The following is a 21,366-nucleotide window of genomic DNA, read 5'->3' as shown; positions in this document are numbered from 1 at the left end:
TCCGGTTCCGTCTCCTTCAGCTGCGCTGAAGGCCGCTTGATCGACGTCTCCGGTCGGCCCTGGGCTCTAACGGGGGCACACAATCAAGATCAAAGGCCTCACGGAAGCAAAAGCGGTTCGCGTGTGCATATAGACTTACGTATCCCTGAAGATCTCCCGCGTTCACACCCGCCCGCGCAACCTACTCGTTACTTCGCGCCCACTCCCTCACAGCCTCCGCAAACATCCGCAACGCCATCGGCGGATGCCGGTTGGCCGGGTAATACAGGCAAGCCCCCGGATAGTAAGGCCCCCACTCAGGCAACACATTAATCAACCTGCCCGCCTGCACATGCTCCTCCACCTGATGCTCCGGCACCCACGCAATGCCAATCCCCGCCAACGCCGCCTCGGTCATCAGGTTGATGTTGTCCATCGTCATCGGCCCATCCACATCCAGACTCGCCGAGCGCCCCAGATGGTCCAGGTCCCAGCGGAACAACGTACCACTGGCAAAGCGAAAACGAATGCAGCGATGAGCCTTCAGGTCATGGGGGGCCTTGGGCGCCGGGTGGCGGGCCAGGTACTGCGGCGAGGCCACGGCGGCAAAGCGCACGTCGGGGCCGAAGCGTACGGCGATCATGTCCCGGGGCACATCGTCATACAGGCGGATGCCGGCGTCGAAGCCGTCTGCCACAATATCCACCAAGCGACTGTCGGCCACGCACTCGATGTGGATCTGCGGGTTGGTCTCCAGAAACTGCGGTATCACCTGGCGGATCAGCAGCTTGAACGACGACTCCGAGGCACTCAGGCGAATGGAGCCGGTAGGCGTGTTGCGCTCGGAGGTGACCTCGTTGACCGCACTTTCCAGGTCGCCCAGCAGCGGCTGCACCCGACGGAACAGTTGCTCCCCCGCCTCCGTCAGCGCCACCGAACGGGTGGTACGGTTGAACAGCCGCAGCTCCAGGCGCGCTTCCAGCCCGCGCATGGAATGGCTTAATGCCGAAGGCGACACCCCCATCGCCCGCGCGGCGCCGCTGAAGCTGCGCTGCTCGGCAATGGCGACGAACGCCGTGAGTTCTGGCAAGCCGGCACGGATCATTAATGAATACTCCTCATCTCAGCATGAAGCCAAGTGCCAATTGTTGAAAGCAGCACAAGAATTTACAGTGTACCGTTCTAAAGCCTCCCGTGAAACTCGAGGGTCACCCTGACCATGCAACACCTTCAAACAGCACCTCCCTCGGACAAGCAAAGCCTGTGGCTGTTGGCGATCCTCAGCGCACTGATGGCCTTTGCCTCCATTTCCACCGATGTCTACCTGCCCGCCATGCCCGTCATGGCCCAGGCCCTGCACGCCAGCGCGGGCCAGTTGGAAATGACCATTTCCGGTTACCTGATTGGCTTCAGCCTGGGCCAATTGGTGTGGGGGCCGCTGGGCGACCGTTACGGACGGCGCGTGCCCATCGCCTTGGGATTATTGCTGTTTATCACCGGTTGCGCCGGCTGCGCACTGTCGACCACCGCGCCGATGGTCATCACTTGGCGCGCTGTCCAGGCCGTGGGCGCCTGCGCCAGCGTGGTGCTGGCGCGCGCCATGATCCGCGACCTGTACCAGGGCCACCGCGCCGCGCAGATGCTGTCCACCCTGATGACCGTGATGGCCGTGGCGCCGCTGATAGGCCCAAGCGTCGGCAGCCTGGTGCTGAAACTGGGTTCCTGGCAGCTGATTTTCTGGGCCATGACCGCTTTCGCCGCGATCACGCTGGGGGCACTCTACACCCTGCCCGAGACCCTCCCCCCTGCGCTGCGCAACCACGCGCCCTTGAGCCAGGCCTTCAAACGCTACGGCCGCCTGCTGACCGACCGGCGCATCATCGGCTACGCCAGCGCGGGGGGCTGTTTCTACGGCGCCATGTACGCCTACATCGCCGGCACGCCGTTCGCCTATATCGATTACTACCACCTTTCGCCCCAGGGCTACGGGGTGATCTTCGCCGCCGGGGTGGTCGGCATCATGCTGGCCAACCAGGCCAACGCCCGGCTGGTCAAACGCCTGGGCAGTGATCAGTTGATGCGCATCGGCACGGTCGTGGCCGCCCTGGCCGGTGTTTGGTTGGCGGTGGACGCCTGGGGTGGCATCGCCGGGCTGATGGGGCTGGTCATACCGCTGTTCGTGTTTGTCGCCTGCGCCGGCCTGATCATCGCCAACTCCATCGTCGGCGCGTTGCAAGGCTTTCCCGAGGTGGCGGGCGCCGTGTCGGCGCTGGTCGGCGCGTTGCAGTACGGCACCGGCATCATCGGCTCGGGCATGGTCGGCGCCTTTGCCGACGGCACGCCCCGGCCCATGGCCACCGTCATCGCAGGCTTTGCCGTGGCCAGCATGGTGTGTGCGCTGTGGCTTGTCAGGGACCCGGCGGCGATTAGTGAGCCTTGCTCATGACTTCATTCACTTTATAGCCGTTTTTCCATGGGTCCAAGTTGCCTACCATGAGCCTTTGCACTGATCGGCTCTTTTTCGAGGTAAGCAATGAAGACCATCGGCTACGCCGCCAAGACCCCGCAAAGCCCCCTCGCGCCCCTGCGCTTTGATCGCAGGGCGCTGCGCCCCAACGACATCGCCATGGAAGTACTGTACTGCGGCGTCTGTCACTCCGACCTGCACACCGCCCGCAACGACTGGGGCTGGACGGTGTACCCGGCCATGCCAGGCCACGAAATCGTCGGCCGTGTCACGGCGGTTGGCAGCCAAGTGAAGCATTATCAAGTCGGTGACGCGGTGGCCGTGGGCTGCATGGTCGACGCCTGCATGACCTGCGACCAGTGCCGCAAGGGCGAAGAACAACTGTGCCGCGACGGCAACACCAACACCTACAACGGCAAGGACCGCGTCACCGGGGAAAACACCTTCGGCGGCTATTCCAAGCACCTGGTGGTGCGCGAGGAGTTTGCCCTGCGCGTACCGGCCGGCCTTGACCTGGCCCGTGTCGCGCCGCTGCTGTGCGCCGGCATCACCACTTACTCGCCGCTGCGCACCTGGAACGTAGTGCCGGGCAGCCGGGTCGGGGTGATCGGCCTGGGTGGCCTTGGCCACATGGCGGTCAAGCTGGCCGTGGGCATGGGCGCTGACGTCACGGTCATCAGCCGTACCCGCGACAAGGAAGCCGACGCCCTGGCACTGGGCGCAGCGCGCCTGCTGCCGTCCAACGACAGCGCCGCCATGGCGGCGGCCGCGTCGAGTTTCGACCTGATCATCGACACCGTGCCGGTCAAGCATCCGCTGGATGGCTATGTGGCGCTGCTGGACGTGGACGCCACCCTGGTCATCGTCGGCCAGGTGGGCCCCATGGACGAGCAAAACACCGTGCCGATGATCCTTGGCCGTCGGCGCATTGCCGGCTCGCCCATCGGCGGCATTCGCGAAACCCAGGAAATGCTCGAGCTGTGCGCCGAGAAAAACATCCTGCCGGACTGCGAAATGATCCGCATGGATCAGATCAACGAAGCCTTCGAGCGCATGGAGCGTGCCGACGTACGCTACCGCTTCGTGATCGACATGGGCTCGCTGCCAGCGCCGGAAGGCGTTTGACCGGCGTCCTCCCCCTTTCAGCCAGGATCACCCGATGAAACTGATCACCGCCACCACCTTCGCCACCCTACTCTGCTCGGCGGTCGTCGATGCCGAACAGGGCCAGCCACGTCCCGACCCCAAGCCGTCGCCGGACGTGCTGCAAGTGACGCCGCAGCTGTACCAGTACACCACCGACCTGCTGTTCGGGCAGGTGTGGAAACGCCAGGAGCTGGCACCGCGCGACCGCAGCCTGATCACCCTGGCGGCGCTGGTTGCCAGCGGCCAGTCCGCGCAATTGACAGGCCACATCAAGCTGGGCCTGGACAACGGCCTGAAACCCGATGAGATCAGTGCGCTGATCACTCACCTGGCGTTCTACGCCGGCTGGCCCAACGCGATGTCGGCGGCGGGCGTGGCCAAGCAAGTATTCAGTGAACGGCACATTGCGGCCGCGCAGATTGCGCCGCCGCCCGCCGTACCACTGACGCTGGACCCGGCCAGCGAGGAAAAACGCCGTGCCGCCGTGGCCGCAGGCGTGGGTGATGTGGCCCCTGAACTGGCCCGCTACACCAACGAGGTGCTGTTCGGCGATCTCTGGCGCCAGGCCAGCCTGAGCGCCCGCGACCGCAGCCTGGTCACCGTGGCGGCACTGATCGCCCAGGGCCAGGCCGCGCAACTGCCGTTCCACCTCAACCGCGCCATGGACAACGGCCTCACCCAGGCCCAGGCCGCTGAAGTGGTCACCCACCTGGCCTTCTACGTCGGCTGGCCCAAGGCAATGTCGGCGGTGCCGGTGCTCAAGGACGTCTTTGCCGGCCGGGGAAAAACGGCCGAATCATCAACCCCTTTGTCTTCACAGGATCACCCCATGACCGAACCGTCGCAAACCATCGTCCGCAGCGGCACCAAGCCGTCAATCAAAGGCCCTGAAGCCTGGTTCACCGGCGCGGTGCGCATCGACAGCCCGTTCCAGGCCGCAGAGCCCGCCCGCCTGGGCGGCGCCATCGTCACCTTCGAGCCGGGCGCCCGCACCGCCTGGCACACCCACCCGCTGGGGCAGACGCTGGTGGTGCTCAGCGGCGTGGGCTGGACCCAATGCGAAGGCGGCCCGCGCACCGAAATCCGCGCAGGCGACGTGGTCTCGTGTGCCTGCGGCAAACGCCACTGGCACGGCGCGTCGGCCACCACCGCCATGTCGCACCTGGCCATGACCGAAATGCTCGATGGCAAGAATGTCGAGTGGCTGGAGAAGGTGACGGACGAGCAATACCTGGCGGGCCCGCTGGTGACCGAATAGAGCCCCTGCCCCCCCCGCCCCACAAAGCGGCTACAGAGGATTGCGGCTGACGCCGTCGATCAAAGCGTCGGCCAATGCCTTGGCCGCCTCCATGGCATGCAAGGCGGACCATAGCAGGCCGCTTTGCGCTATCCCATCATCACTCAATTCATACGCCGATTCTGTCGCGCACTTGAGCAGATGCGAGATCTGCACCAATGCGTCATCCATGGGGATTCCGGCGCGTACGCTATAAAAAGGAAGGTCTTGGGAATCACAGGTACCGAAGGTGGTGTTCACGGTTGCGCGGGGTGCAGGGGAAGGTGCAGTTGATTCGAAAGTCATGGTAGATCCTTGGTGAAAGCATGGACCGCGGCATCGCTACCAAACGATGGGTGGCGGCTGTAAGCAGGTTGGTAGACCGGTCACCAGGAACCCGGCGCACACGAAGGTGCCCTGCGCACAGCCGCCATGTCGCGCGGTGCTGTACGCCTGATGAACGGGCTACCAAACCCGATCGCTGGCCTTCAGCGACCGCAGCAGGGTATGCGCGCTTATCAGGCACCACAAGACGTTGGGGACCTTACCCTAGCAAATCAGAAATGTCCTACTTTAGGGACTACAGAAGCTGTGGCGGGATGTGTCTGCCGGCTGCCCCATACAGGTGTGGGAGTGGGCTCTGCCCACGAAACGGACACCACCTTACTTCAGGTCCTCCGCGTCGTACTCTCCGCGGGCAGAGCCCGCTCCCACAAAAATCAGCATGCGCAACAAGAACAACGTTTATCTGCGCAAAACTAGTACAACAGCGATAAAGACGTTTACATGCGCAACATCCACCAGTAAGATCATCCCATCCAGATGATCACTCACCGCCCGATCATCGCCGCTTTCCCTCTTCGGAAAACAGCGTCATGGCATCATCGACCGAACAACAATTACTCAAAGTCTCGATGCTGGTCACCGCCCTGCTGGCCACCGCCGGCGTCGCGTTCGGCCTCTACTGCCGTTCACAGTCCATCGTTTTCGACGGCCTCTTCAACGCCATCGATTCGAGCATGGCCCTGCTCTCGCTGCTGGTCGCCCGCCTGTTGGCCAAGGGCGTGGGCCGACGTTTTCAGAGCGGCTACTGGCACATCGAACCGCTGGTGCTTGCGCTCAATGGCAGCGTGCTGCTGATGCTCTGCGCCTATGCCTTCATCAATGCCCTGAGCAGCCTGCTGCACGGCGGCCATGCCCTGGTGTTCGACGGCGCCATTGTCTACACCGCCGTCACCGCCGTGGCCTGCGCGCTGATGCACCAGTACGTGCGCCGCGGCAACCGCGTGGCGCAGTCCGAACTGCTGGCCCTGGACGTGGAAAGCTGGTGGATGTCGCTGTCCATCACCAGCGCCCTGTTGCTGGCGTTTGTACTGGGGTACGTATTACAGGGCAGCGCATACGGTTTTCTCACTCCCTATGTCGACCCCGGCATCCTCGCCGTGCTCACCCTGTTGCTGATGCCCGGCCCGGCGCGCCATGTGGTGAAGGCCGTCAGCCAGATCCTGCGTATCACCCCCAGCACCCTGGACGCCGACATCAGCCGGCTGATGACCACCATGAGCCAGCGTCACGGCTTCGAAGCCTTCAGCCATTCGGCGCTGCAAGTGGGCCGTGGGCTGTTCGTGGAAATTCACATCGTGGTGCCGCCGGCCATGAACAGCTGGGCCGTAGAGCAACTGGACCGGGTGCGCGAAGACATCGCCGCCGGCATCGGCCATGCCGGGCCCAACCGCTGGATCAGCGTGGCCTTCACCCGCGACAGACGCTGGCTATGAAGCGCATCGTCAACCTGCCCATGGCCCTGCGCCGCAGCAAGCTGCGCCATTCCGCGCGCCCGCCGGATACCGCCCTGCCCGCCTGAATGCCCCCAGAGGCGTGAGGCTGCACCCCTTTGAACACTGCCAAGAACGCCTGGGCGCCCGCCGCCCCAGGCACGGTATCCGCGCGCCTGCGTGGCGCACAAACACGAGCATTGAACATGACATTCGCCGCCCTGAACGAAGCCCAGGCCTTCCTGGCGCAGCACCCTGATATCGACATGATCGAGCTGTTCATCCTCGACGCCAACGGCGTGCCCCGCGGCAAGCTGCTGCACCGCGATGAACTGCTGGCGGTGTACGAAAGCGGGCGCCCGCTGCCCAGCACCATCCTGGGCCTGACCCTGCAAGGCGAGGACGTGGAAAACTCCGGGCTGGTGTGGGACGTGGGCGACATCGACTGCCGCGCCTACCCGCTGCCCGGCAGCCTGGTGCGCCTGCCGTGGCGGCAGATCCCGACGGCGGCGGTGCAGGTCAGCATGCACCCCAGCGAAGGCCTGCCCGCCACCATCGCCGACCCGCGCCACCTGCTAATCAAGGTGATCGAGCGCCTGCAAGCCGAGGACTATCACCCGGTGATGGCCTGCGAGCTGGAGTTCTACCTGCTGGATGCCAAGCGCGATGCCAACGGCCGCCCGCAACCCGCGCTGGACGCCGACGGCGGCCGCCCGCGCCAGACCCAGGTGTACGGCCTGCGCGAACTGGAGCAGATCGAGCCATTCCTGGCCGACCTTTACAGCGCCTGCAAACTGCACGGCATCCCGGCGCGCACGGCCATCTCCGAGTACGCGCCCGGCCAGGTCGAGATTACCCTGGAACACGGCGATGCCCTGCAGGCCATGGACCAGGCCGTGCGCTACAAGCGCCTGGTCAAGGCCATCGCCCATCGGCACGGCATGCAGGCCACCTTCATGGCCAAGCCGTTCGATGACCTGGCGGGCACCGGCATGCACATGCACGTGAGCATCGCCGATGCCGAAGGGCGCAACCTGTTTGCCTCCGAAGACCCAGCCGGCACGCCGCTGCTGCGCCAGGCGGTGGGCGGCATGCTGACCTCGCTGCTCGACTCCTTGCTGCTGTTCTGCCCCAACGCCAACTCCTACCGCCGCTTCCAGGCCAACAGCTACGCGCCGCTGGCGCCGACCTGGGGCGTGGACAACCGCACCGTCAGCCTGCGCGTGCCGGGCGGGCCGGCCAACAGCCGACACATCGAACACCGCATCTGCGGCGCCGACGCCAACCCGTACCTGGCAGCGGCGGCGATTTTGGCCGGGATTCATCGGGGCATCAGCGAGCACATTGATCCGGGGGCACCGGTGGAAGGTAACGGGTATGCGCAGGCGACCGAACTGCTGCCCACCGATTGGCTGACATCGCTGACGGCGCTGGAGCAGTCGGCGTGGGCGCGTGATGCGCTGGGCTCGGAGTTTCTGGGGGTTTATCTGGCGGTGAAGCGTGCCGAGTACCGGCAGTTCATGGCGCAGGTGGGTGAGCAGGATTGGCGCTGGTACCTCACCAACGCCTGATCCACACCCCGTAGCCGCTGCCGTCAGGCTGCGCTGGCCCCTGAGTACGCTGAAGATCTACGGCGAGGCACAGGGCCAGCGCAGCCTTCGGCAGCGGCTACATCATCCGATTCCAGGAATAGCCATGACCCAACGCACCCACTCCTACTACACCGCCACCCTCAACCAGGAAACCGACTACCCCACCCTGCAAGGCACCCACCGCGTCGACGTAGTGATCATCGGCGGCGGCTTCACCGGCGTCGCCACTGCCGTGGAGCTGGCCGAAAAAGGCCTGAAGGTGGCCATCGTCGAAAGCCACAAGGTCGGCTGGGGCGCCACCGGCCGCAACGGTGGCCAGGTCACCGGCAGCCTGTCGGGCGACGAAGCCATGCGCAAGCAGATGCGCCGCACCCTGGGCGAGCAGGTCGACGACTTCATCTGGCACCTGCGCTGGCGCGGCCACCAGATCATCGAGCAACGCGTGCAGCGCTACGCCATCGACTGCGACCTGCGGCACGGCCACCTGCATGCCGCCTACAAACCCAGCCACCTGGATGGCCTGAAACGCGACTACGATGAAGCCCTGCGCCGTGGCATGGGCAGCGAAGTCAGCCTGCTGGACCGCTCGCAGGTGCGCGACATTCTGCAGAGCGACCTGTACCACGGCGCCATCAAAAACACCCGCAATATGCACCTGCACCCGCTCAACCTGTGCCTGGGCGAGGCGCGCGCCGCCCACAGCCTGGGCGCGCTGATCTTCGAGCACAGCGAAGTGCTGCAGATCGTCCATGGCCAGCGCCCGGCCGTGATCACCGCCCAGGGCCGCATCGACGCCGATCAGGTGATGCTGGCCGGCGACGTCTACCACAAGCTGGAACCGGCCAGGCTCAAGGGCAAGATCTTCCCGGCCATGGGCGGCATCGTCACCACCGCGCCGCTGGGCGACCTGGCCCGCCAGCTCAACCCGGAAAACCTGGCGGTGTACGACTGCCGCTTCGTGCTGGACTACTACCGCATGACCGCCGACGGCCGCCTGCTGTTCGGCGGCGGCGCCAACTACAGCGGCAAGGACTCGCGCGACATCGCCGCCGAACTGCGCCCCTGCATTGAAGCCACCTTCCCGGCCCTCAAGGGCGTGCAGATCGACTACCAGTGGAGTTGCGCCATGGGCATTGTCATCAACCGCATCCCGCAACTGGGCAAGCTGTCGGACAACGTCTGGTACTGCCAGGGCTACTCCGGCCATGGCATCGCCACCAGCCACATCATGGGCGAGATCATGGCCCAGGCCATCACCGGGCAGTTGCAGCACTTCGACACCTTCGCCGCCTGCCCGCACATCCGCGTGCCCTTGGGCGACAAGCTGGGCAACCCAATGCTGGCGGCAGGCATGTGGTACTACCAGATGCTCGAACGGCTGCGCTGATCCCTCCATCGAACAGGAACCGACCATGACTCACCTGACTCGCTCCGACTGGGAGCAACGCGCCGAACAACTGACAGCGCAGACCCAAGCCTTTATCGACGGCCAGTACTGCAACGCCGCCTCAGGCGCCACCTTCGACTGCATCAGCCCCTGCGACGGCCGCCTGCTGGGCCGTGTGGCGAGCTGTGACAGCGCCGACGCCGACCTGGCCGTGGCTTCGGCGCGGGCCGCATTCGACGCCGGCCACTGGTCCCGGCTGGCACCGGCAAAGCGCAAGGCCGTGCTGATCCGCCTGGCCGCGCTGATGGAACAGCACGCCGAAGAACTGGCGCTGCTGGAAACCCTGGACATGGGCAAGCCGATCAGCGACGCCCTGGCCACCGACATCCCCGGCGCCGCCCGCGCCATCCGCTGGTATGGCGAGGCCATCGACAAGGTCTACGACGAAATCGCCACCACCGAGCATGCCCAACTGGGCTTGATCACCCGTGAGCCGGTGGGCGTGGTGGCGGCCATCGTGCCGTGGAATTTCCCCTTGCTGATGGCCTGCTGGAAACTGGGACCGGCCCTGGCGGCGGGCAATTCGGTCATCCTCAAGCCTTCGGAAAAATCGCCGCTTACCGCGATCAGGCTGGCTGCGCTGGCGGTGGAAGCCGGTATTCCTGCAGGCGTGCTCAACGTGCTGCCGGGCCTGGGCCACACGGTGGGCAAGGCACTGGCGCTGCACCCTGACGTGGACACCCTGGTGTTCACCGGCTCGACGCGCATCGCCAAGCAATTGATGGTGTATGCCGGTGAGTCGAACATGAAGCGCGTGTGGCTGGAAGCCGGCGGCAAAAGCCCGCATATCGTCTTCGCCGATGCCCCGGACTTGAACGCAGCTGCCGAGGCGGCGGCCAGTGCCATCGCCTTCAATCAGGGTGAAGTGTGCACGGCGGGTTCGCGACTGCTGATCGAGCGATCGATCAAGGCGCGTTTCATGCCCTTGTTGCTGCAGGCCATGACCGCCTGGAAACCGGGCAACCCGCTGGACCCGGCCACCCGGGTGGGCGCGCTGGTGGACAGTCAACAACTGGAGACGGTGCTGGGATATGTCCAGAAAGGCCTGGATCAGGGCGCACGTTTGCTCTGTGGTGGCACGCGCACGCTGGCCCCCACGGGCGGGCAGTTTGTCGAACCTGCGGTGTTCGATGAGGTGGACAATGGGATGACCATCGCCCAGGAAGAGATTTTCGGGCCGGTGCTGTCGGTGATCACCTTCGACACGGTGCAGCAGGCCATCGAGATTGCCAATGACAGTGCGTTCGGCCTGGCCGCCGGCGTGTGGACCGCCGATTTGTCGAAAGCGCACCAGACCGCCAGGGCTCTGCGCGCCGGCAGCGTGTGGGTGAATCAGTATGACGGCGGCGACATGACCGCGCCGTTTGGTGGGTTCAAGCAGTCGGGGAATGGGCGGGACAAGTCGCTGCATGCGCTGGACAAGTACACGGAGCTGAAGGCGACCTGGATCAAGTTGTAGGTATTGAGTGTGGGAGCTGGCTTGCCAGCTCCCCCAGGAGGTCACACTTGACTGACAAAGCGCAGCATCCATTGCGCGATGACTTCACCATCATGCACCAGGCCCGTCGTGGCTGAAGCAGTGCGGTACAGCTCCTCTCCATAGGCCGTGCGGCGTGCATCCAGCAACGCCTGCGCATAATCCTCGACGAATTCCGGGTGCCCCTGGAACGCCAACACTTGCCGCCCCACACGGTAGGCGGCCACCGGGCAAAAACCGCTGGCCGCCAGCACCTGGGCGTCGGGCGGCAACTGAGTCACCTGGTCCTGATGCGACGCCAGCAGCCTGAACGTCGATTTCGCCGGCAGCATCCAGGGCTCGGGTTGCAGCACCTGATAGTCCTGTACACCCAAGCCCCACCCCCGTGGCCAGCGTGCGCAGTCACCGCCCAGCGCCAGGGCCAGCAATTGATGACCAAAGCAGATGCCCAGCAGCGTGTCGCCCTGACGGTAACGGGTTTGCAGGTAGCTGCGCAGACGGGTGATCCAGGGGGCGTCGCCGAATGCATCGGCCTTGCTGCCGGTGATCAGGTAAGCGTCGAAGCGCTGGTTGTCGGGTGGGTAGTGGCCATCGACCACATTGAAAACCTGCACCTGTACCGGGATGGGTTGCCGGGCGAACAGTTGTTGAAACAGGTGCCCGTAGCTGTGAAATTCGCCGACCAGTTCGGGGCGCAGGTGGTCGGCTTCGAGCAGGCAGATCGAGAGCATGGAAGATATCCTGAGGGAAAAGAATGGTGGTGGTCACTGTGGGGGCAAGACATTGCTTGCGAGGTCGACAGTACCGGCCTCTCGCGAGCAAGCTTTGCTCCCACAGCATACGCCGCACCTCTGTAGCAGCTGCCGAAGGCTGCGTCACAGGCCGCGCGGTGGATCAGACAGTGCGCGGCGTCAGTGACGCGGCCTGACGAATCTCCCACAGTGTTCACCTCAATTGAGAGGTACGCCTGTGGGAGCAAAGCTTGCTCGCGAGAGGCCGGTACAGGACACAACCGGTTTACAGATCAAGCAACAACGTCGCCGTCTTCGCCCTCGAGCAACACACCATCATCACGTTGTTGCGCTCGCGCTCCCGGTCCGTCAGCAGCATGTCGCGGTGGTCCGGAATACCGTCCAGCACCCGCGTCTCGCACATCCCGCACACGCCTTGCTCGCAGGACGAGGGCACTTCAATTCCTGCGTCGCGCAAGGCGTGCATGATCGAACGATCCGCCGGCACATCCACCTCCAACCCACTGCGCGCCAGGATCACTTTCAGCTCACCCCCCTCACCCGTCGCTGCCAGCAAAGGCGCCGCACTGAAGCGCTCCAGGTGCAGGCGCTGGCCCAATTCCTGGGCCTGGAAGCGCGCCGTCAGCGCATCCAGCAATACACCAGGGCCGCAACTGTAAGTCTCGGCACCCGCCGCCGCACGGGCGGCGATGGCGTCCAGGTCCAGCAGGCCGAACTCATCGGCCGGCAGGATCTGCACATGCTCACCGGCACGCGGCAGCAAGCGCTCAAGGAACGCCATGGAAGCCCGCGACCGCCCGCCATAGACCAGGTGCCACGGCACCCCGGCCTGCTCGGCCGCCAAAATCATCGGCAGGATCGGCGTGATACCAATCCCCCCGGCGACAAACTGGTAGGCCGCCGCCGGCGCCAGGGCAAAGGCGTTGCGCGGCGCGCTGATGGCCAGGCGCTGGCCCACGCGCAGTTCGTCATGGATCTCCCGCGAACCACCGCGCCCCTTGTCCTCGCGCAGCACGGCAATGTGCAGGTGGCGGCGGTCCGAAGGATCGCCGCACAACGAGTATTGCCGCACGGTGCCCGACGGCAGGCGCACATCGATGTGCGCCCCCGCCTGCCACTGGGGCACGGAATCCGCGCCCAGCACCCGCAGCTCCAGCGACATCACGCCCTCGGCCTCCAGGCGCATGGCGCTGATCAGCACCTCCCTGTCCTGGGCCGGGCGGCTCATGCCGCACCTTCCGGCACCGCGCGGTCCATGAACTCGCGGAACGCACGGCGGTAGTTGAGGGTGAACAGGTCGGCGGGCACCGAATGCTCGACGAACACCCCGTCCCAGTCGATTTCACGGGGGAAGATGCCGCCGGCGATGGGCATGTCTTCCAAGTACACCATCTCCTCGATGCGCAGGTTTTCCTCAAGGCTGGCGCCCTTGAAGTCGACCGCATTGGCCACGCCCCAGAAGATTTTCACTTCGTCATAGGCCACTGGGCACGGGAAGCCCGCCACCACGCGCTTGCCCAGGCGTTCGTAGTCGTAGGTGATGGTGGCCAGGCCCGGTGCGGCGCAGTGGTAATACATCATGCAGTCGCCGTCGTTGGCCCACTCGCCTTCACCGGCGTCCAGTGGCCGTTCCATGACGATGTCCAGGCCTTCGCGGCGCACTTTCAAGGGCTCCACCACGTGCTTGCTGGGGCCCATGGAGACGAAGTGCACGAAGGGAAAGTGCGCCACGTCGCGGAAGTTCTCGATGGCCACGGCCACGCCGGTGGGCGAATGCAGCGGCTCGGCGGCCAGCCATTGCAGGTCCACGCCTTTCCATTGCTGCGGGTCGTAAAGGTCTTCGACCGGGTCCTCCAGCACCGTCCACACGTGGGCAAAGCGCTCGATCACCCGGTAGGTGGCGATCTTCGCCTGAGGCGGGATCTTGCACGGGTCCTCCAGGGATGGCACGTGGCTGCACTTGCCATCGGCGGCCGCGAACTGCCAGCCGTGGTACGGACAGGCGATATTCTCGCCGTGCACCTGGCCCAGGGCAAAATCGGCGCCACGGTGGGGGCAGCGTGCGTCCTGCACCACGGCCTGGCCGGAGGCGGTGCGGTACACCACCAGGCGCTGACCCAGCAAGGTGGCCGATTGCGGGGTAGTCAGGTCGACGCTGCGGGCCACCGGGAACCACTGGCGCCGCATGGCGGCTTCGGCGCGTTGGCGTTGAGTCATTGTATTGGTCATGTTCGTGTCCTCATCAAGCCTTGCTTAGATACCCACCACCAGCGCACCACCGTTCACCGCCAGCACCTGGCCGGTGATGAACGCCGCCTCGTCACTGGCCAGGAACGCCACCGCAGCGGCAATTTCCTCGGCGTGCACCAGGCGGCCCAGGGGGATGTTGGCTTTTTCGCCTTCCACGTACTCCTCGGGCACCATGCGCGTCAGGATCGCGCCCGGGGTGATGGCGTTGACCAGGATCCCCTGCCCCACGAACTCCTTGGCCAGGGTTTTCATCAGGCCCAGTTGCGCGGTCTTGGAGACCATGTAGGCGTAGGAGTGGCCGTCCGGCACCTGGCCCCACTGCGAGTTGATGAAGATCACCCGCGGCGCACGGCTGTTGCGCAAGGCCGGCAGCGCGGCGCGGGTCAGGTACAGCGGTGCGTGGACGTTGATCGCCAGCAGCTGGTTGAAGTTGGCGTCGTCGGTGTCTTCAAGGCCGGTGAGCGAGTACATCATCCCGGCGTTGTGCACCAGGATGTCCAACTGGCCGAAGTGCTCCACGGCCTGGGCAATCAGGCGCTCGGCGTTGTCGCGGGTGGTGATGTCACAGGCCAGGGCGATGGCCTTGCCGCCCGCTTCAACGATGTCGGCGGCGGTGGCCAGGGCCACGTCAGCGTCGATGTCATTGACGACCACGGCGGCGCCGCGGGCGGCCAGCAAGCGGGCGTGGGCGCGACCGGCACCCCGGCCGGCGCCGGTGACCAGGGCCACGCGGCCAGTGAACTTCTGCGCCTCGCACGCCAGGTCCAGCACGGGCTGGGGCGCGGTCTTGGCGGCTTGGCCGGATACAGTCACTGTCATTTTATTGTTCTCCAGGTGGACAGGGCTTCAGACTTTGTGCGGTTCGGTGATGTAGAGCATGTTGCCGTCCGGGTCGAACATCGGGCGGTAGCGGTAGTGGGTGCCGCTGGGGTGCTGCCAGGCGATGGGCTGGTCGGTCACCCACTGCACCTTGCCGTCCAGGTAGGCCATGGCCTCGTCGAGGTTTTCCACCTCGAAGGCGAAGGAGTCGAAGCCCGGCAGGTCTTCCAGATTCACGGCGGTGCGCCGGGCCACGCTGGCCTGGTGCTCGGTGTGGAAGAGGTACAGCGTCAGGTTGCCGGTCTCGATGGCCGCCCAGCGCTCTTCGGCCACGTAGGGCAGGAAAAAGTCCAGGCCCAGGGTGCCGTGGTAGAAGTCCACCAGGCGCTGGACGTTGGGGGTGAGGATGTCCATGTTGTCGACGCGTTTGAGCTTGAGCATGTGGTTCTCTCCGTTACGGCTGGGTCAGGAATGGGTGGCGTGGGCGCAGGGCCCGCCCGCCAGGGCTTGCAGGCGGCCGGACGGCACGTCGAGCACCACCGTGACCAGGGTCTGGTACTGGTCGGCGCTGCCGGCCGGTTCGGGGTGGCAGCACACCGCGCCGGTGCTGCCCAGATGGCTGTTCATGGCGGCGATGATGTTGGCGGCGGTGACGTCGCGACGGTTGGCCAGGCGGCGGGTCAGCAGGTCGTGGCGCACCAGGGTGTCGGGGTACGTGGCCCACTCGGTGTCGCCGGCCTTGGCGCGGGCATCGAGGAAGTGGTTGGTGTGCACCAGCAGGCCGTCGGCGCCGGGAAACACGAAGGCCGGGCCTTCGGGGTACAGCTCCACCGACACCGCGCCGCTCTCCCCGCCCTTGGCGGTGACCACGGTAAGCACGCTGGAGGCTGAAAACTGCGTGGCCGCCAGCAGTTGCAGGGCGTCGTTGTAGTCAGCGGTGCTGTCCAGCAGCCAGCGCGACGCCACGTGCACCGGCACGCCGATGCCCTGACCGTCGCTGACGTGGTGCAGGATGTTGAAGTGCACGCCCAGGCCCTGCCGGTTGACGCCGATCTTGCCGACGATGCCGTACTCGGTGACCGTGGTGGTGGTGCGCCCGTCGCCGTGGGGGATCTCCCACACCAGCCACTGCGGGGCGAATTGCGCGTACCAGTCCCAGGTCTGCACCGAGATGGGCATGGGCGACTGCGGGTCCAGGTGTACTACGGTGGAGCACTCGCCGCGCAGGGTGGCCCCGGCGTACGCCAGGATCTCGGTACGGGCGTTGATGGCGCCCAGCTCGCGCACGTCCAGCCCTGCCCCTTCGGCCATGCCAAGGATTTCGTCGTGCAGGGGCGGTGCGAAGGCGGCGATTTTTTCCAGCGCCTGGGCGCCCAGCGCCAGCATGTCCACGGGGCCCTTGGCGGTGCGTTCAAACAGGCCGCGATAGGCCTGCACCGACGCGTTTATCTGCGCGGCATGGCATTCGCCGAACTCGCGGCCGCGGCCATGGGGGTCGGTGACGGTGGAACGAAACACGTAGCTCATCGAGTTTTCTCCAACTGCGGCGCCACATGGGCAGCCACTTCATCCAGGCGGGCAAACCACACATCGCCGTCGCTGACCAGGCGCTCGACAAAGCGCTCCAGTTGCTCGAAACGCGCGGCGCGGCCGATCACTTCCGGGTGCATGGTGAAGGTGGTGTGGCGGCCGTCGCGGCGCGCCGATTCGTATTCGGCCAGCCACACATCGGTGAGGGTGCGCGGGTGGGTGAAATTACCGCCGTTGTCGATGCCCCAGCCGAACATGGGCCAGTCATCCAGCGACCAGTGCACCGGCAGTTCGAGGATCTGCTGGCCGTTGCAGCGCTCAAAGTACGGGCGGTCGTCGCCCATGCAGCTGGAGTCGTACTGGAAGCCGTGCTCCACGAGCATCTCGAAGGTTTCGGGGGTCAGCTCCCATGAGGACGAGCGATAGCCGGCGGGCTTGGGCGCACCGGCGCGTGCCAGGGCTTCCAGGCCGCGGTGCATCTCGTCCACTTGTTCCTGGGTCGAGACTTTGTCGCTGCGCAGGTGCATATGGCCGTGGTGACCCACCTCGTGGCCGGCGCTGAGCAACCGCTCAACCAGGCCGGGGTGGCTGTCTGCGGTGTGCCCGGGCACGAAGAACGAAGCCTTGATGTGGTGGCGCGCCAGCAGGTCGAGGATGCGCGGCACGCCGCGGGTCACGCCAAAGCGGCCTTCGGACAGTGCGGTCAGGCGGCGGGCGAAGCTGGGGCTGTCGCCCAGCAGGCCGGCTTCGGCGTCCACGTCGAAGGTCAGGGACACAGCCACGGGGCTGCGGTTCGGCCAGGCGAGGCCGAATGAGTGATCGATGCTCATTGAGGTATTCCTTGTGAAGAGTGTTCCCGTAGCCGCTGCCCAAGGCTGCGCTGGCCAGGGTGTTCAACCGGGATGTCTGCGTTGCAACGCGGGCCAGCGCAGCCTGGCGGCAGCGGCTACGTGCGCAGGGGCACGGCCGGGGGGTGCTTGCGGTCCTGCATCCGCCGCCAGCGGTACATCACTTGGGAAATCGCCAGCACCGCGATGGCGATGGCCACTTCCTTGTAGCTGCCGTAACCGGTGATGGAACTGCTGGTGATGCCCACCAGCAAAATCAGCCCATCGAACACCGCCAGGGCGGCGGCGATACCGATCCAGCGCCGTGGCAAGCGGATCGGCCGCGGGGTATCGGGCTGGTCCTTGCGCAGCACCACGAAGCCGGCCACCGCCAGCATGTGCGCCAGTACATAACCCACGTTGCCAGCGACAATCACCGCCAGCGCATTGCCCACGAACAGCACCAGTGCCACGTTGATCAGCAGTTGCACGGTCACCGCCCGGGCGGGCACGCCGTTGCGGTTGAGCACGCCGAACTGGCGCACCGTCAGGCCGTCGCGGGAGCTCTGATACAAGGCGCGCGCCGCGTCCGCCGTGCCCATTACCGACAGCACCAGGATGCCGGCGATCAGCACCACGGTGATGGCCGCCGCCCCGCCGCCCAGCAGCGCCACGGCGCCGGCCTGCAGGAAACCGTTGGGTTGGTTGGCCAGGGTCTGTTCACCCAGCAGGCCCGCCAGGCCCAGCGGCGTCAGGGTGAACACCAGCAACAGGATCAGCGCCGATACGCGCAGGGCCTTGCGGGTGTCGCTGACGGTGTCACGGTATTCGGGAATGAACGACGCTGCCGCCTCTACCGCATAAGCCGACCAGGCCATCACGAACAGCCAGGCCAGCACCGTGCGCCCGCCTTCCAGGCCACCGGGGATGCGCCAGGTAAAGCTCGAGGTGTTCCACAGCTGCGACGCAAAGGCGCCGCTGCCGAAGATCACCACCGGAATCATCAACAGCACCCCGGCCGCCGTGATCAGGATCATGGTGAAGCGCAGCTCGATCATGCTCAGCGCCCACGACAGCAGCGCCACGCCCAGGGCGATCAGTTTGGGCAAATCCAGTTGCACCAGGCCCAGATCCAGGCTGTAGCTTGCGTTGGGCCAGAACTGTTCGGTGAGGATCTGCGACACCGCCAGGCCCCAGATAGCCGGCGCGGTGGCCCAGGCGAACCAGTAGGCGTAGGTGGCCAGCGGGCCCAGCGCCGGGCAGCGCCGGCTCCAGGCCTCGTTGGCGTACAGGGCGATGCCGCCGGACTTGTGGCTGAACATGGCGCCCATTTCCGAGTACACCCAGTTATGCAGCGCCGCCACGGCGGCGATGGTGGCCCACAGCGCCACCGCCGCCCAGGCACCGATGGCGCCCATGGAGTAGCCCAGGCCTACAAACAGCGCGGCGGGCAGGCTAAGGGTGATGGCCACGCCATCCCACCAGCGAATCGTCTTCTCGAAACCTTCATGCGGCGCTTGGCCGTCGGTGTTGTTATGCATGGCGCTTCACCCTCATCCGCTATTTTTGTAACAGCTTGTGATGGGTCAATCATAATCACCTTTTCTGCGCATTAGCATTGTTTTTTTGCATTTAAATCGCGCATTGCGCAGCTTGCGTCGCTATTAGATACGCATTAATTCTCGTAAGTATAGCTGCACCAATCCAGCGCATTGCCTGTACGCGGGTTATAGCGGACAGGCGGAAGCAGACGCCCCACGCCGGGGCATCGTTGCATGTCGCAAATAGATAAACGAAAAGTTGCGCAAAATCCAAAATCAACCGCGCATAGGTGCGCAACCCGTTCTGGTAGGAGCCGGCCTTGGCCGCGATGGGCCGACCGCGCACTCTCCGTGCCTACGCGGTGGGCCCATCGCGACCAAGGTCGGCTCCTACGGGAATGCGGGGGTTACAGCTCGATTTCGGCGGCGGGGATGGTGAAGCGGATCTTGTGCACTTTCACTTCCTGCATCAGGCGCACGTCCTCAACGCCCGGCAAGGCCCGGATGCGCTGCTTGAGCGCCCACAGGCTGTCGTTGTCGCGGCACAACACCTGCACGCAGATGTCGGCGGTGCCCATGGTGGTGGACAGGTAGCTGACCTCGGTCCAGCGCCCCAGGGTATCCACGACCCGCTCGTGATCCTGCGGCGCCACGTTGACGAACATCAGCGCCAGCTTCGCATCGCCCAGCTTGGCCGGGTTGGTGAAGGCCAGGATCTGCAGGATGCCCTGATCCTGCAGGCGCTTGACCCGGGTGCGCACGGTGGCTTCGGGCACCGACAGGTTGCGGGCAACTTCGCGGAACGGACGGCGGCCGTCTTCCTGCAACTCGCGGACAATGTCCGTGTCGAGCGCGTCGAGTTTTGACATCGGCATAGTGGGTTCTCAAGGGCTGCGTACGATGAACCGGTGGGGGTTCGGACAAGGGGTGAAGGCTATCAGAGTACAGGGGCGGGCGTCATGCCTGTAGCCGCTGCCGCCAGGCTGCGCTGGCCCTGTGCATCGCTGGAGATTTCCCAGGTTCACACCGGCCAGCGCAGCCTGGCGGCAGCGGCTACGGGTTTGCGTGCGGGGGGGTTAGAACACCGATATCGGGTAATCGACAATCAGCCTGAACTCATTGGCATCCCCATCCAGTTGCCCCGCCGTGGCGCTATGCCAGGCCTGTCGCACCTTGATGGACAAGTCCCGCGCCGGCCCCGACTGGATCACGTATTTGGCCTCGACGTTGGTTTCATGATGGCGCTCATCGGCGCCGTACAGCCCGAAGTAGGCGCTGTCGGGCGACAGGTGCGTGCCGTCGATGTTGTAGCCGTACACGTAGCGGGTCATGAAGGTCAGGCCCGGCACGCCGAAGGCGGCCATGTTCAGGTCGTATTGCAGCTTCCAGGACTTTTCCCCCGGGCCGTTGAAGTCCGAGTACTGCACGGAGTTGGCGATGAAGCATGAGTCGCCGGGCTTGTTGTCATCCCCCGTGCCCACATAGTCGAACGGGGTGTCGCCGTTGACCTTCTGGAAGCTCAGCGTCAGGGTGTGGGCCGAGGCGAAGGTGTAGCCGGCGGCGATGGAGAAGGTATTGTTGTCGATGGTGCCGGCCTTGGCCGCGCCCTGGTCGCGGGTGTAGTAGTAGTTGAAGTCCACGGCCAGCGATTGGCTGTCCGATAGCGCCTGGGTGTAGTTGATGTTGCTGTAGTACTGGTCCCAGATGTCCTGCAGCCGGCCGCCGTACAGGCCGAAGCTCCATGGGGTGTCGGCCAGGGCGTAGCGGCCGCCGGCGAAGTCCATGGCGTTGGACGGGCGGTTGGCGTAGGCGGCCCACAGGCTGCCGTTGCGGTTGGTCTGGTCTTGGCTGGTGGCCGAGTAGAAATGCCCGGCTTCCAGGTCCAGGTTGTCGATTTCACTGCTCATCAACTGGATGCCGCTGGCGGTGACCGGGGTCAGGCGACTGCCGCCCACGGCGAACACCGGGCTGGTGCTGGGCTGCATGTCGCCGACCTTGAGCAAGGTACGCGACACCCGTACCTTCAGCGCCGCGCCGGCTTTGCCGTAGGTGCTGTCGGGGTGGCCGTCGGCGCCTTCGGTGAGGTTGCCGGAGGTAAAACCGGGCACCGCGTATTCATCCGGTGCCCACAGCTTCAGGCCCATATAGCCGAAGGCGTCCACCCCTACCCCCACGGTGCCCTGGGTGAAGCCGGAGGTGAACACGCCCTGCAACCCCTGGGTCCAGTCACGGGCGTCCGGCGCGCCGTTCTGGTTGTCGCGGTTCCAGTAGTAGTTGCGCAGCAACAGGTTCAGTGACGCATCCTCGACAAAGCCCTTGGCCCCGGCCTGGTCGCTGACAAAGGCGGCGCCCATCACGGCGGGTGCGTTGATCAGGCCCATGCCCACGGCTACTGCAGTCCACTTGAATAAAGTCATCGCCCACACCTCTGCGTGGCATGCCGTGCGCCCCTTGGCGGCACCGCATGCCCAGTGAATGAAATTGATCG

The 21,366-nt window shown here is 65.4% G+C and carries 19 protein-coding genes and 1 pseudogene; 8 read left to right on the top strand and 12 right to left on the bottom strand.

Features of this window, described 5'->3' with window-relative positions:
* Positions 1-181: 181 nt before the first annotated feature.
* Entirely contained in the window at positions 182-1,084 is a 903-nt protein-coding gene (locus ACZ9GA_RS08705) for a LysR family transcriptional regulator (RefSeq protein WP_457363068.1), read from the bottom strand.
* Between the two features lie 114 nt (positions 1,085-1,198).
* Here ACZ9GA_RS08705 and ACZ9GA_RS08700 point away from each other — a divergent pair, with 114 nt between their 5' ends.
* The 4 genes and pseudogenes from ACZ9GA_RS08700 (at position 1,199) to ACZ9GA_RS08685 (ending at position 4,850) form a co-directional block, all read left to right on the top strand.
* The gene (locus tag ACZ9GA_RS08700) at positions 1,199-2,425 is read left to right on the top strand and encodes a multidrug effflux MFS transporter (protein ID WP_457363069.1); all 1,227 of its coding nucleotides are present in this window, start codon (positions 1,199-1,201) and stop codon (positions 2,423-2,425) included.
* Positions 2,426-2,512: 87 nt separating this feature from the next.
* Complete coding sequence (locus ACZ9GA_RS08695; RefSeq protein WP_457363070.1) at positions 2,513-3,571, top strand: NAD(P)-dependent alcohol dehydrogenase; 1,059 nt, start codon at positions 2,513-2,515, stop codon at positions 3,569-3,571.
* Between the two features lie 34 nt (positions 3,572-3,605).
* Positions 3,606-4,373: pseudogene (locus tag ACZ9GA_RS08690) on the top strand (carboxymuconolactone decarboxylase family protein); the annotation flags it as partial.
* Between the two features lie 48 nt (positions 4,374-4,421).
* Complete coding sequence (locus tag ACZ9GA_RS08685) at positions 4,422-4,850, top strand: (R)-mandelonitrile lyase (protein ID WP_455925416.1); 429 nt, start codon at positions 4,422-4,424, stop codon at positions 4,848-4,850.
* A 30-nt stretch (positions 4,851-4,880) separates the two neighbouring features.
* Here the strand turns inward: ACZ9GA_RS08685 and ACZ9GA_RS08680 are convergent, their stop codons facing one another.
* Entirely contained in the window at positions 4,881-5,174 is a 294-nt protein-coding gene (locus ACZ9GA_RS08680) for a DUF3077 domain-containing protein (protein ID WP_457363071.1), read from the bottom strand.
* A gap of 569 nt (positions 5,175-5,743) precedes the next feature.
* Between ACZ9GA_RS08680 and ACZ9GA_RS08675 the strand changes: the two genes are divergently transcribed.
* The 4 genes from ACZ9GA_RS08675 (at position 5,744) to ACZ9GA_RS08660 (ending at position 11,141) form a co-directional block, all read left to right on the top strand.
* Positions 5,744-6,646 (top strand): cation diffusion facilitator family transporter, encoded by a 903-nt coding sequence (locus ACZ9GA_RS08675; RefSeq protein WP_457363072.1) that lies wholly within the window; start codon positions 5,744-5,746, stop codon positions 6,644-6,646.
* 203 nt (positions 6,647-6,849) lie between these two features.
* Complete coding sequence (locus tag ACZ9GA_RS08670; protein ID WP_457363073.1) at positions 6,850-8,214, top strand: glutamine synthetase family protein; 1,365 nt, start codon at positions 6,850-6,852, stop codon at positions 8,212-8,214.
* Positions 8,215-8,338: 124 nt separating this feature from the next.
* Complete coding sequence (locus tag ACZ9GA_RS08665; protein ID WP_457363074.1) at positions 8,339-9,622, top strand: NAD(P)/FAD-dependent oxidoreductase; 1,284 nt, start codon at positions 8,339-8,341, stop codon at positions 9,620-9,622.
* 25 nt (positions 9,623-9,647) lie between these two features.
* On the top strand, positions 9,648-11,141 hold the full coding sequence (locus tag ACZ9GA_RS08660) for an aldehyde dehydrogenase (protein ID WP_457363075.1): 1,494 nt from the start codon (positions 9,648-9,650) through the stop codon (positions 11,139-11,141).
* Between the two features lie 41 nt (positions 11,142-11,182).
* Here the strand turns inward: ACZ9GA_RS08660 and ACZ9GA_RS08655 are convergent, their stop codons facing one another.
* The 10 genes from ACZ9GA_RS08655 to ACZ9GA_RS08610 form a co-directional block, all read right to left on the bottom strand.
* A complete protein-coding gene (locus ACZ9GA_RS08655; protein ID WP_457363076.1) occupies positions 11,183-11,890 on the bottom strand; it encodes an amidotransferase in 708 nt (235 codons plus the stop codon).
* A gap of 286 nt (positions 11,891-12,176) precedes the next feature.
* A complete protein-coding gene (locus ACZ9GA_RS08650; RefSeq protein WP_457363077.1) occupies positions 12,177-13,139 on the bottom strand; it encodes a PDR/VanB family oxidoreductase in 963 nt (320 codons plus the stop codon).
* Complete coding sequence (locus ACZ9GA_RS08645) at positions 13,136-14,140, bottom strand: Rieske 2Fe-2S domain-containing protein (protein ID WP_457363078.1); 1,005 nt, start codon at positions 14,138-14,140, stop codon at positions 13,136-13,138. The genes ACZ9GA_RS08650 and ACZ9GA_RS08645 overlap by 4 nt, the downstream gene beginning before the upstream one ends.
* A gap of 24 nt (positions 14,141-14,164) precedes the next feature.
* On the bottom strand, positions 14,165-14,980 hold the full coding sequence (locus ACZ9GA_RS08640; protein WP_457363079.1) for an SDR family NAD(P)-dependent oxidoreductase: 816 nt from the start codon (positions 14,978-14,980) through the stop codon (positions 14,165-14,167).
* Positions 14,981-15,007: 27 nt separating this feature from the next.
* Positions 15,008-15,421 (bottom strand): VOC family protein, encoded by a 414-nt coding sequence (locus ACZ9GA_RS08635; RefSeq protein ID WP_457363080.1) that lies wholly within the window; start codon positions 15,419-15,421, stop codon positions 15,008-15,010.
* A gap of 24 nt (positions 15,422-15,445) precedes the next feature.
* Entirely contained in the window at positions 15,446-16,507 is a 1,062-nt protein-coding gene (locus tag ACZ9GA_RS08630) for a C45 family autoproteolytic acyltransferase/hydolase (RefSeq protein WP_457363081.1), read from the bottom strand.
* Positions 16,504-17,340 carry a polysaccharide deacetylase family protein gene (locus tag ACZ9GA_RS08625; protein ID WP_457363082.1) on the bottom strand — a complete coding sequence of 279 codons (837 nt, stop codon included), beginning with the start codon at positions 17,338-17,340 and terminating at the stop codon, positions 16,504-16,506. The genes ACZ9GA_RS08630 and ACZ9GA_RS08625 overlap by 4 nt, the downstream gene beginning before the upstream one ends.
* Before the next feature lie 116 nt (positions 17,341-17,456).
* Positions 17,457-18,878, bottom strand: coding sequence for an APC family permease (locus ACZ9GA_RS08620; RefSeq protein WP_457363083.1), 1,422 nt, complete (start codon positions 18,876-18,878; stop codon positions 17,457-17,459).
* Positions 18,879-19,285: 407 nt separating this feature from the next.
* Positions 19,286-19,753, bottom strand: a complete 468-nt coding sequence (locus tag ACZ9GA_RS08615) for an Lrp/AsnC family transcriptional regulator (RefSeq protein ID WP_457363084.1) — start codon at positions 19,751-19,753, stop codon at positions 19,286-19,288.
* Between the two features lie 201 nt (positions 19,754-19,954).
* Positions 19,955-21,295 (bottom strand): OprD family porin, encoded by a 1,341-nt coding sequence (locus ACZ9GA_RS08610; RefSeq protein ID WP_457363085.1) that lies wholly within the window; start codon positions 21,293-21,295, stop codon positions 19,955-19,957.
* Between the last annotated feature and the right edge of the window lie 71 nt (positions 21,296-21,366).

Source organism: Pseudomonas sp. TE3644 (assembly GCF_056278815.1).
Note: the sequence above shows the minus strand (reverse complement) of the source record. Positions and strands in the feature narration are given on the sequence as shown.

Bases quoted from the DNA above. Each gene is read 5' to 3' on its own strand.
- ACZ9GA_RS08680 (WP_457363071.1), bottom strand. From the start codon at position 5,174: ATGACTTTCGAATCAACTGCACCTTCCCCTGCACCCCGCGCAACCGTG.
- ACZ9GA_RS08700 (WP_457363069.1), top strand. From the start codon at position 1,199: ATGCAACACCTTCAAACAGCACCTCCCTCGGACAAGCAAAGCCTGTGG.
- ACZ9GA_RS08645 (WP_457363078.1), bottom strand. From the start codon at position 14,140: ATGACCAATACAATGACTCAACGCCAACGCGCCGAAGCCGCCATGCGG.
- ACZ9GA_RS08655 (WP_457363076.1), bottom strand. From the start codon at position 11,890: ATGCTCTCGATCTGCCTGCTCGAAGCCGACCACCTGCGCCCCGAACTG.
- ACZ9GA_RS08615 (WP_457363084.1), bottom strand. From the start codon at position 19,753: ATGCCGATGTCAAAACTCGACGCGCTCGACACGGACATTGTCCGCGAG.
- ACZ9GA_RS08650 (WP_457363077.1), bottom strand. From the start codon at position 13,139: ATGAGCCGCCCGGCCCAGGACAGGGAGGTGCTGATCAGCGCCATGCGC.
- ACZ9GA_RS08695 (WP_457363070.1), top strand. From the start codon at position 2,513: ATGAAGACCATCGGCTACGCCGCCAAGACCCCGCAAAGCCCCCTCGCG.
- ACZ9GA_RS08665 (WP_457363074.1), top strand. From the start codon at position 8,339: ATGACCCAACGCACCCACTCCTACTACACCGCCACCCTCAACCAGGAA.
- ACZ9GA_RS08630 (WP_457363081.1), bottom strand. From the start codon at position 16,507: ATGAGCTACGTGTTTCGTTCCACCGTCACCGACCCCCATGGCCGCGGC.
- ACZ9GA_RS08670 (WP_457363073.1), top strand. From the start codon at position 6,850: ATGACATTCGCCGCCCTGAACGAAGCCCAGGCCTTCCTGGCGCAGCAC.
- ACZ9GA_RS08705 (WP_457363068.1), bottom strand. From the start codon at position 1,084: ATGATCCGTGCCGGCTTGCCAGAACTCACGGCGTTCGTCGCCATTGCC.
- ACZ9GA_RS08610 (WP_457363085.1), bottom strand. From the start codon at position 21,295: ATGACTTTATTCAAGTGGACTGCAGTAGCCGTGGGCATGGGCCTGATC.
- ACZ9GA_RS08620 (WP_457363083.1), bottom strand. From the start codon at position 18,878: ATGCATAACAACACCGACGGCCAAGCGCCGCATGAAGGTTTCGAGAAG.
- ACZ9GA_RS08625 (WP_457363082.1), bottom strand. From the start codon at position 17,340: ATGAGCATCGATCACTCATTCGGCCTCGCCTGGCCGAACCGCAGCCCC.
- ACZ9GA_RS08685 (WP_455925416.1), top strand. From the start codon at position 4,422: ATGACCGAACCGTCGCAAACCATCGTCCGCAGCGGCACCAAGCCGTCA.
- ACZ9GA_RS08635 (WP_457363080.1), bottom strand. From the start codon at position 15,421: ATGCTCAAGCTCAAACGCGTCGACAACATGGACATCCTCACCCCCAAC.
- ACZ9GA_RS08660 (WP_457363075.1), top strand. From the start codon at position 9,648: ATGACTCACCTGACTCGCTCCGACTGGGAGCAACGCGCCGAACAACTG.
- ACZ9GA_RS08675 (WP_457363072.1), top strand. From the start codon at position 5,744: ATGGCATCATCGACCGAACAACAATTACTCAAAGTCTCGATGCTGGTC.
- ACZ9GA_RS08640 (WP_457363079.1), bottom strand. From the start codon at position 14,980: ATGACAGTGACTGTATCCGGCCAAGCCGCCAAGACCGCGCCCCAGCCC.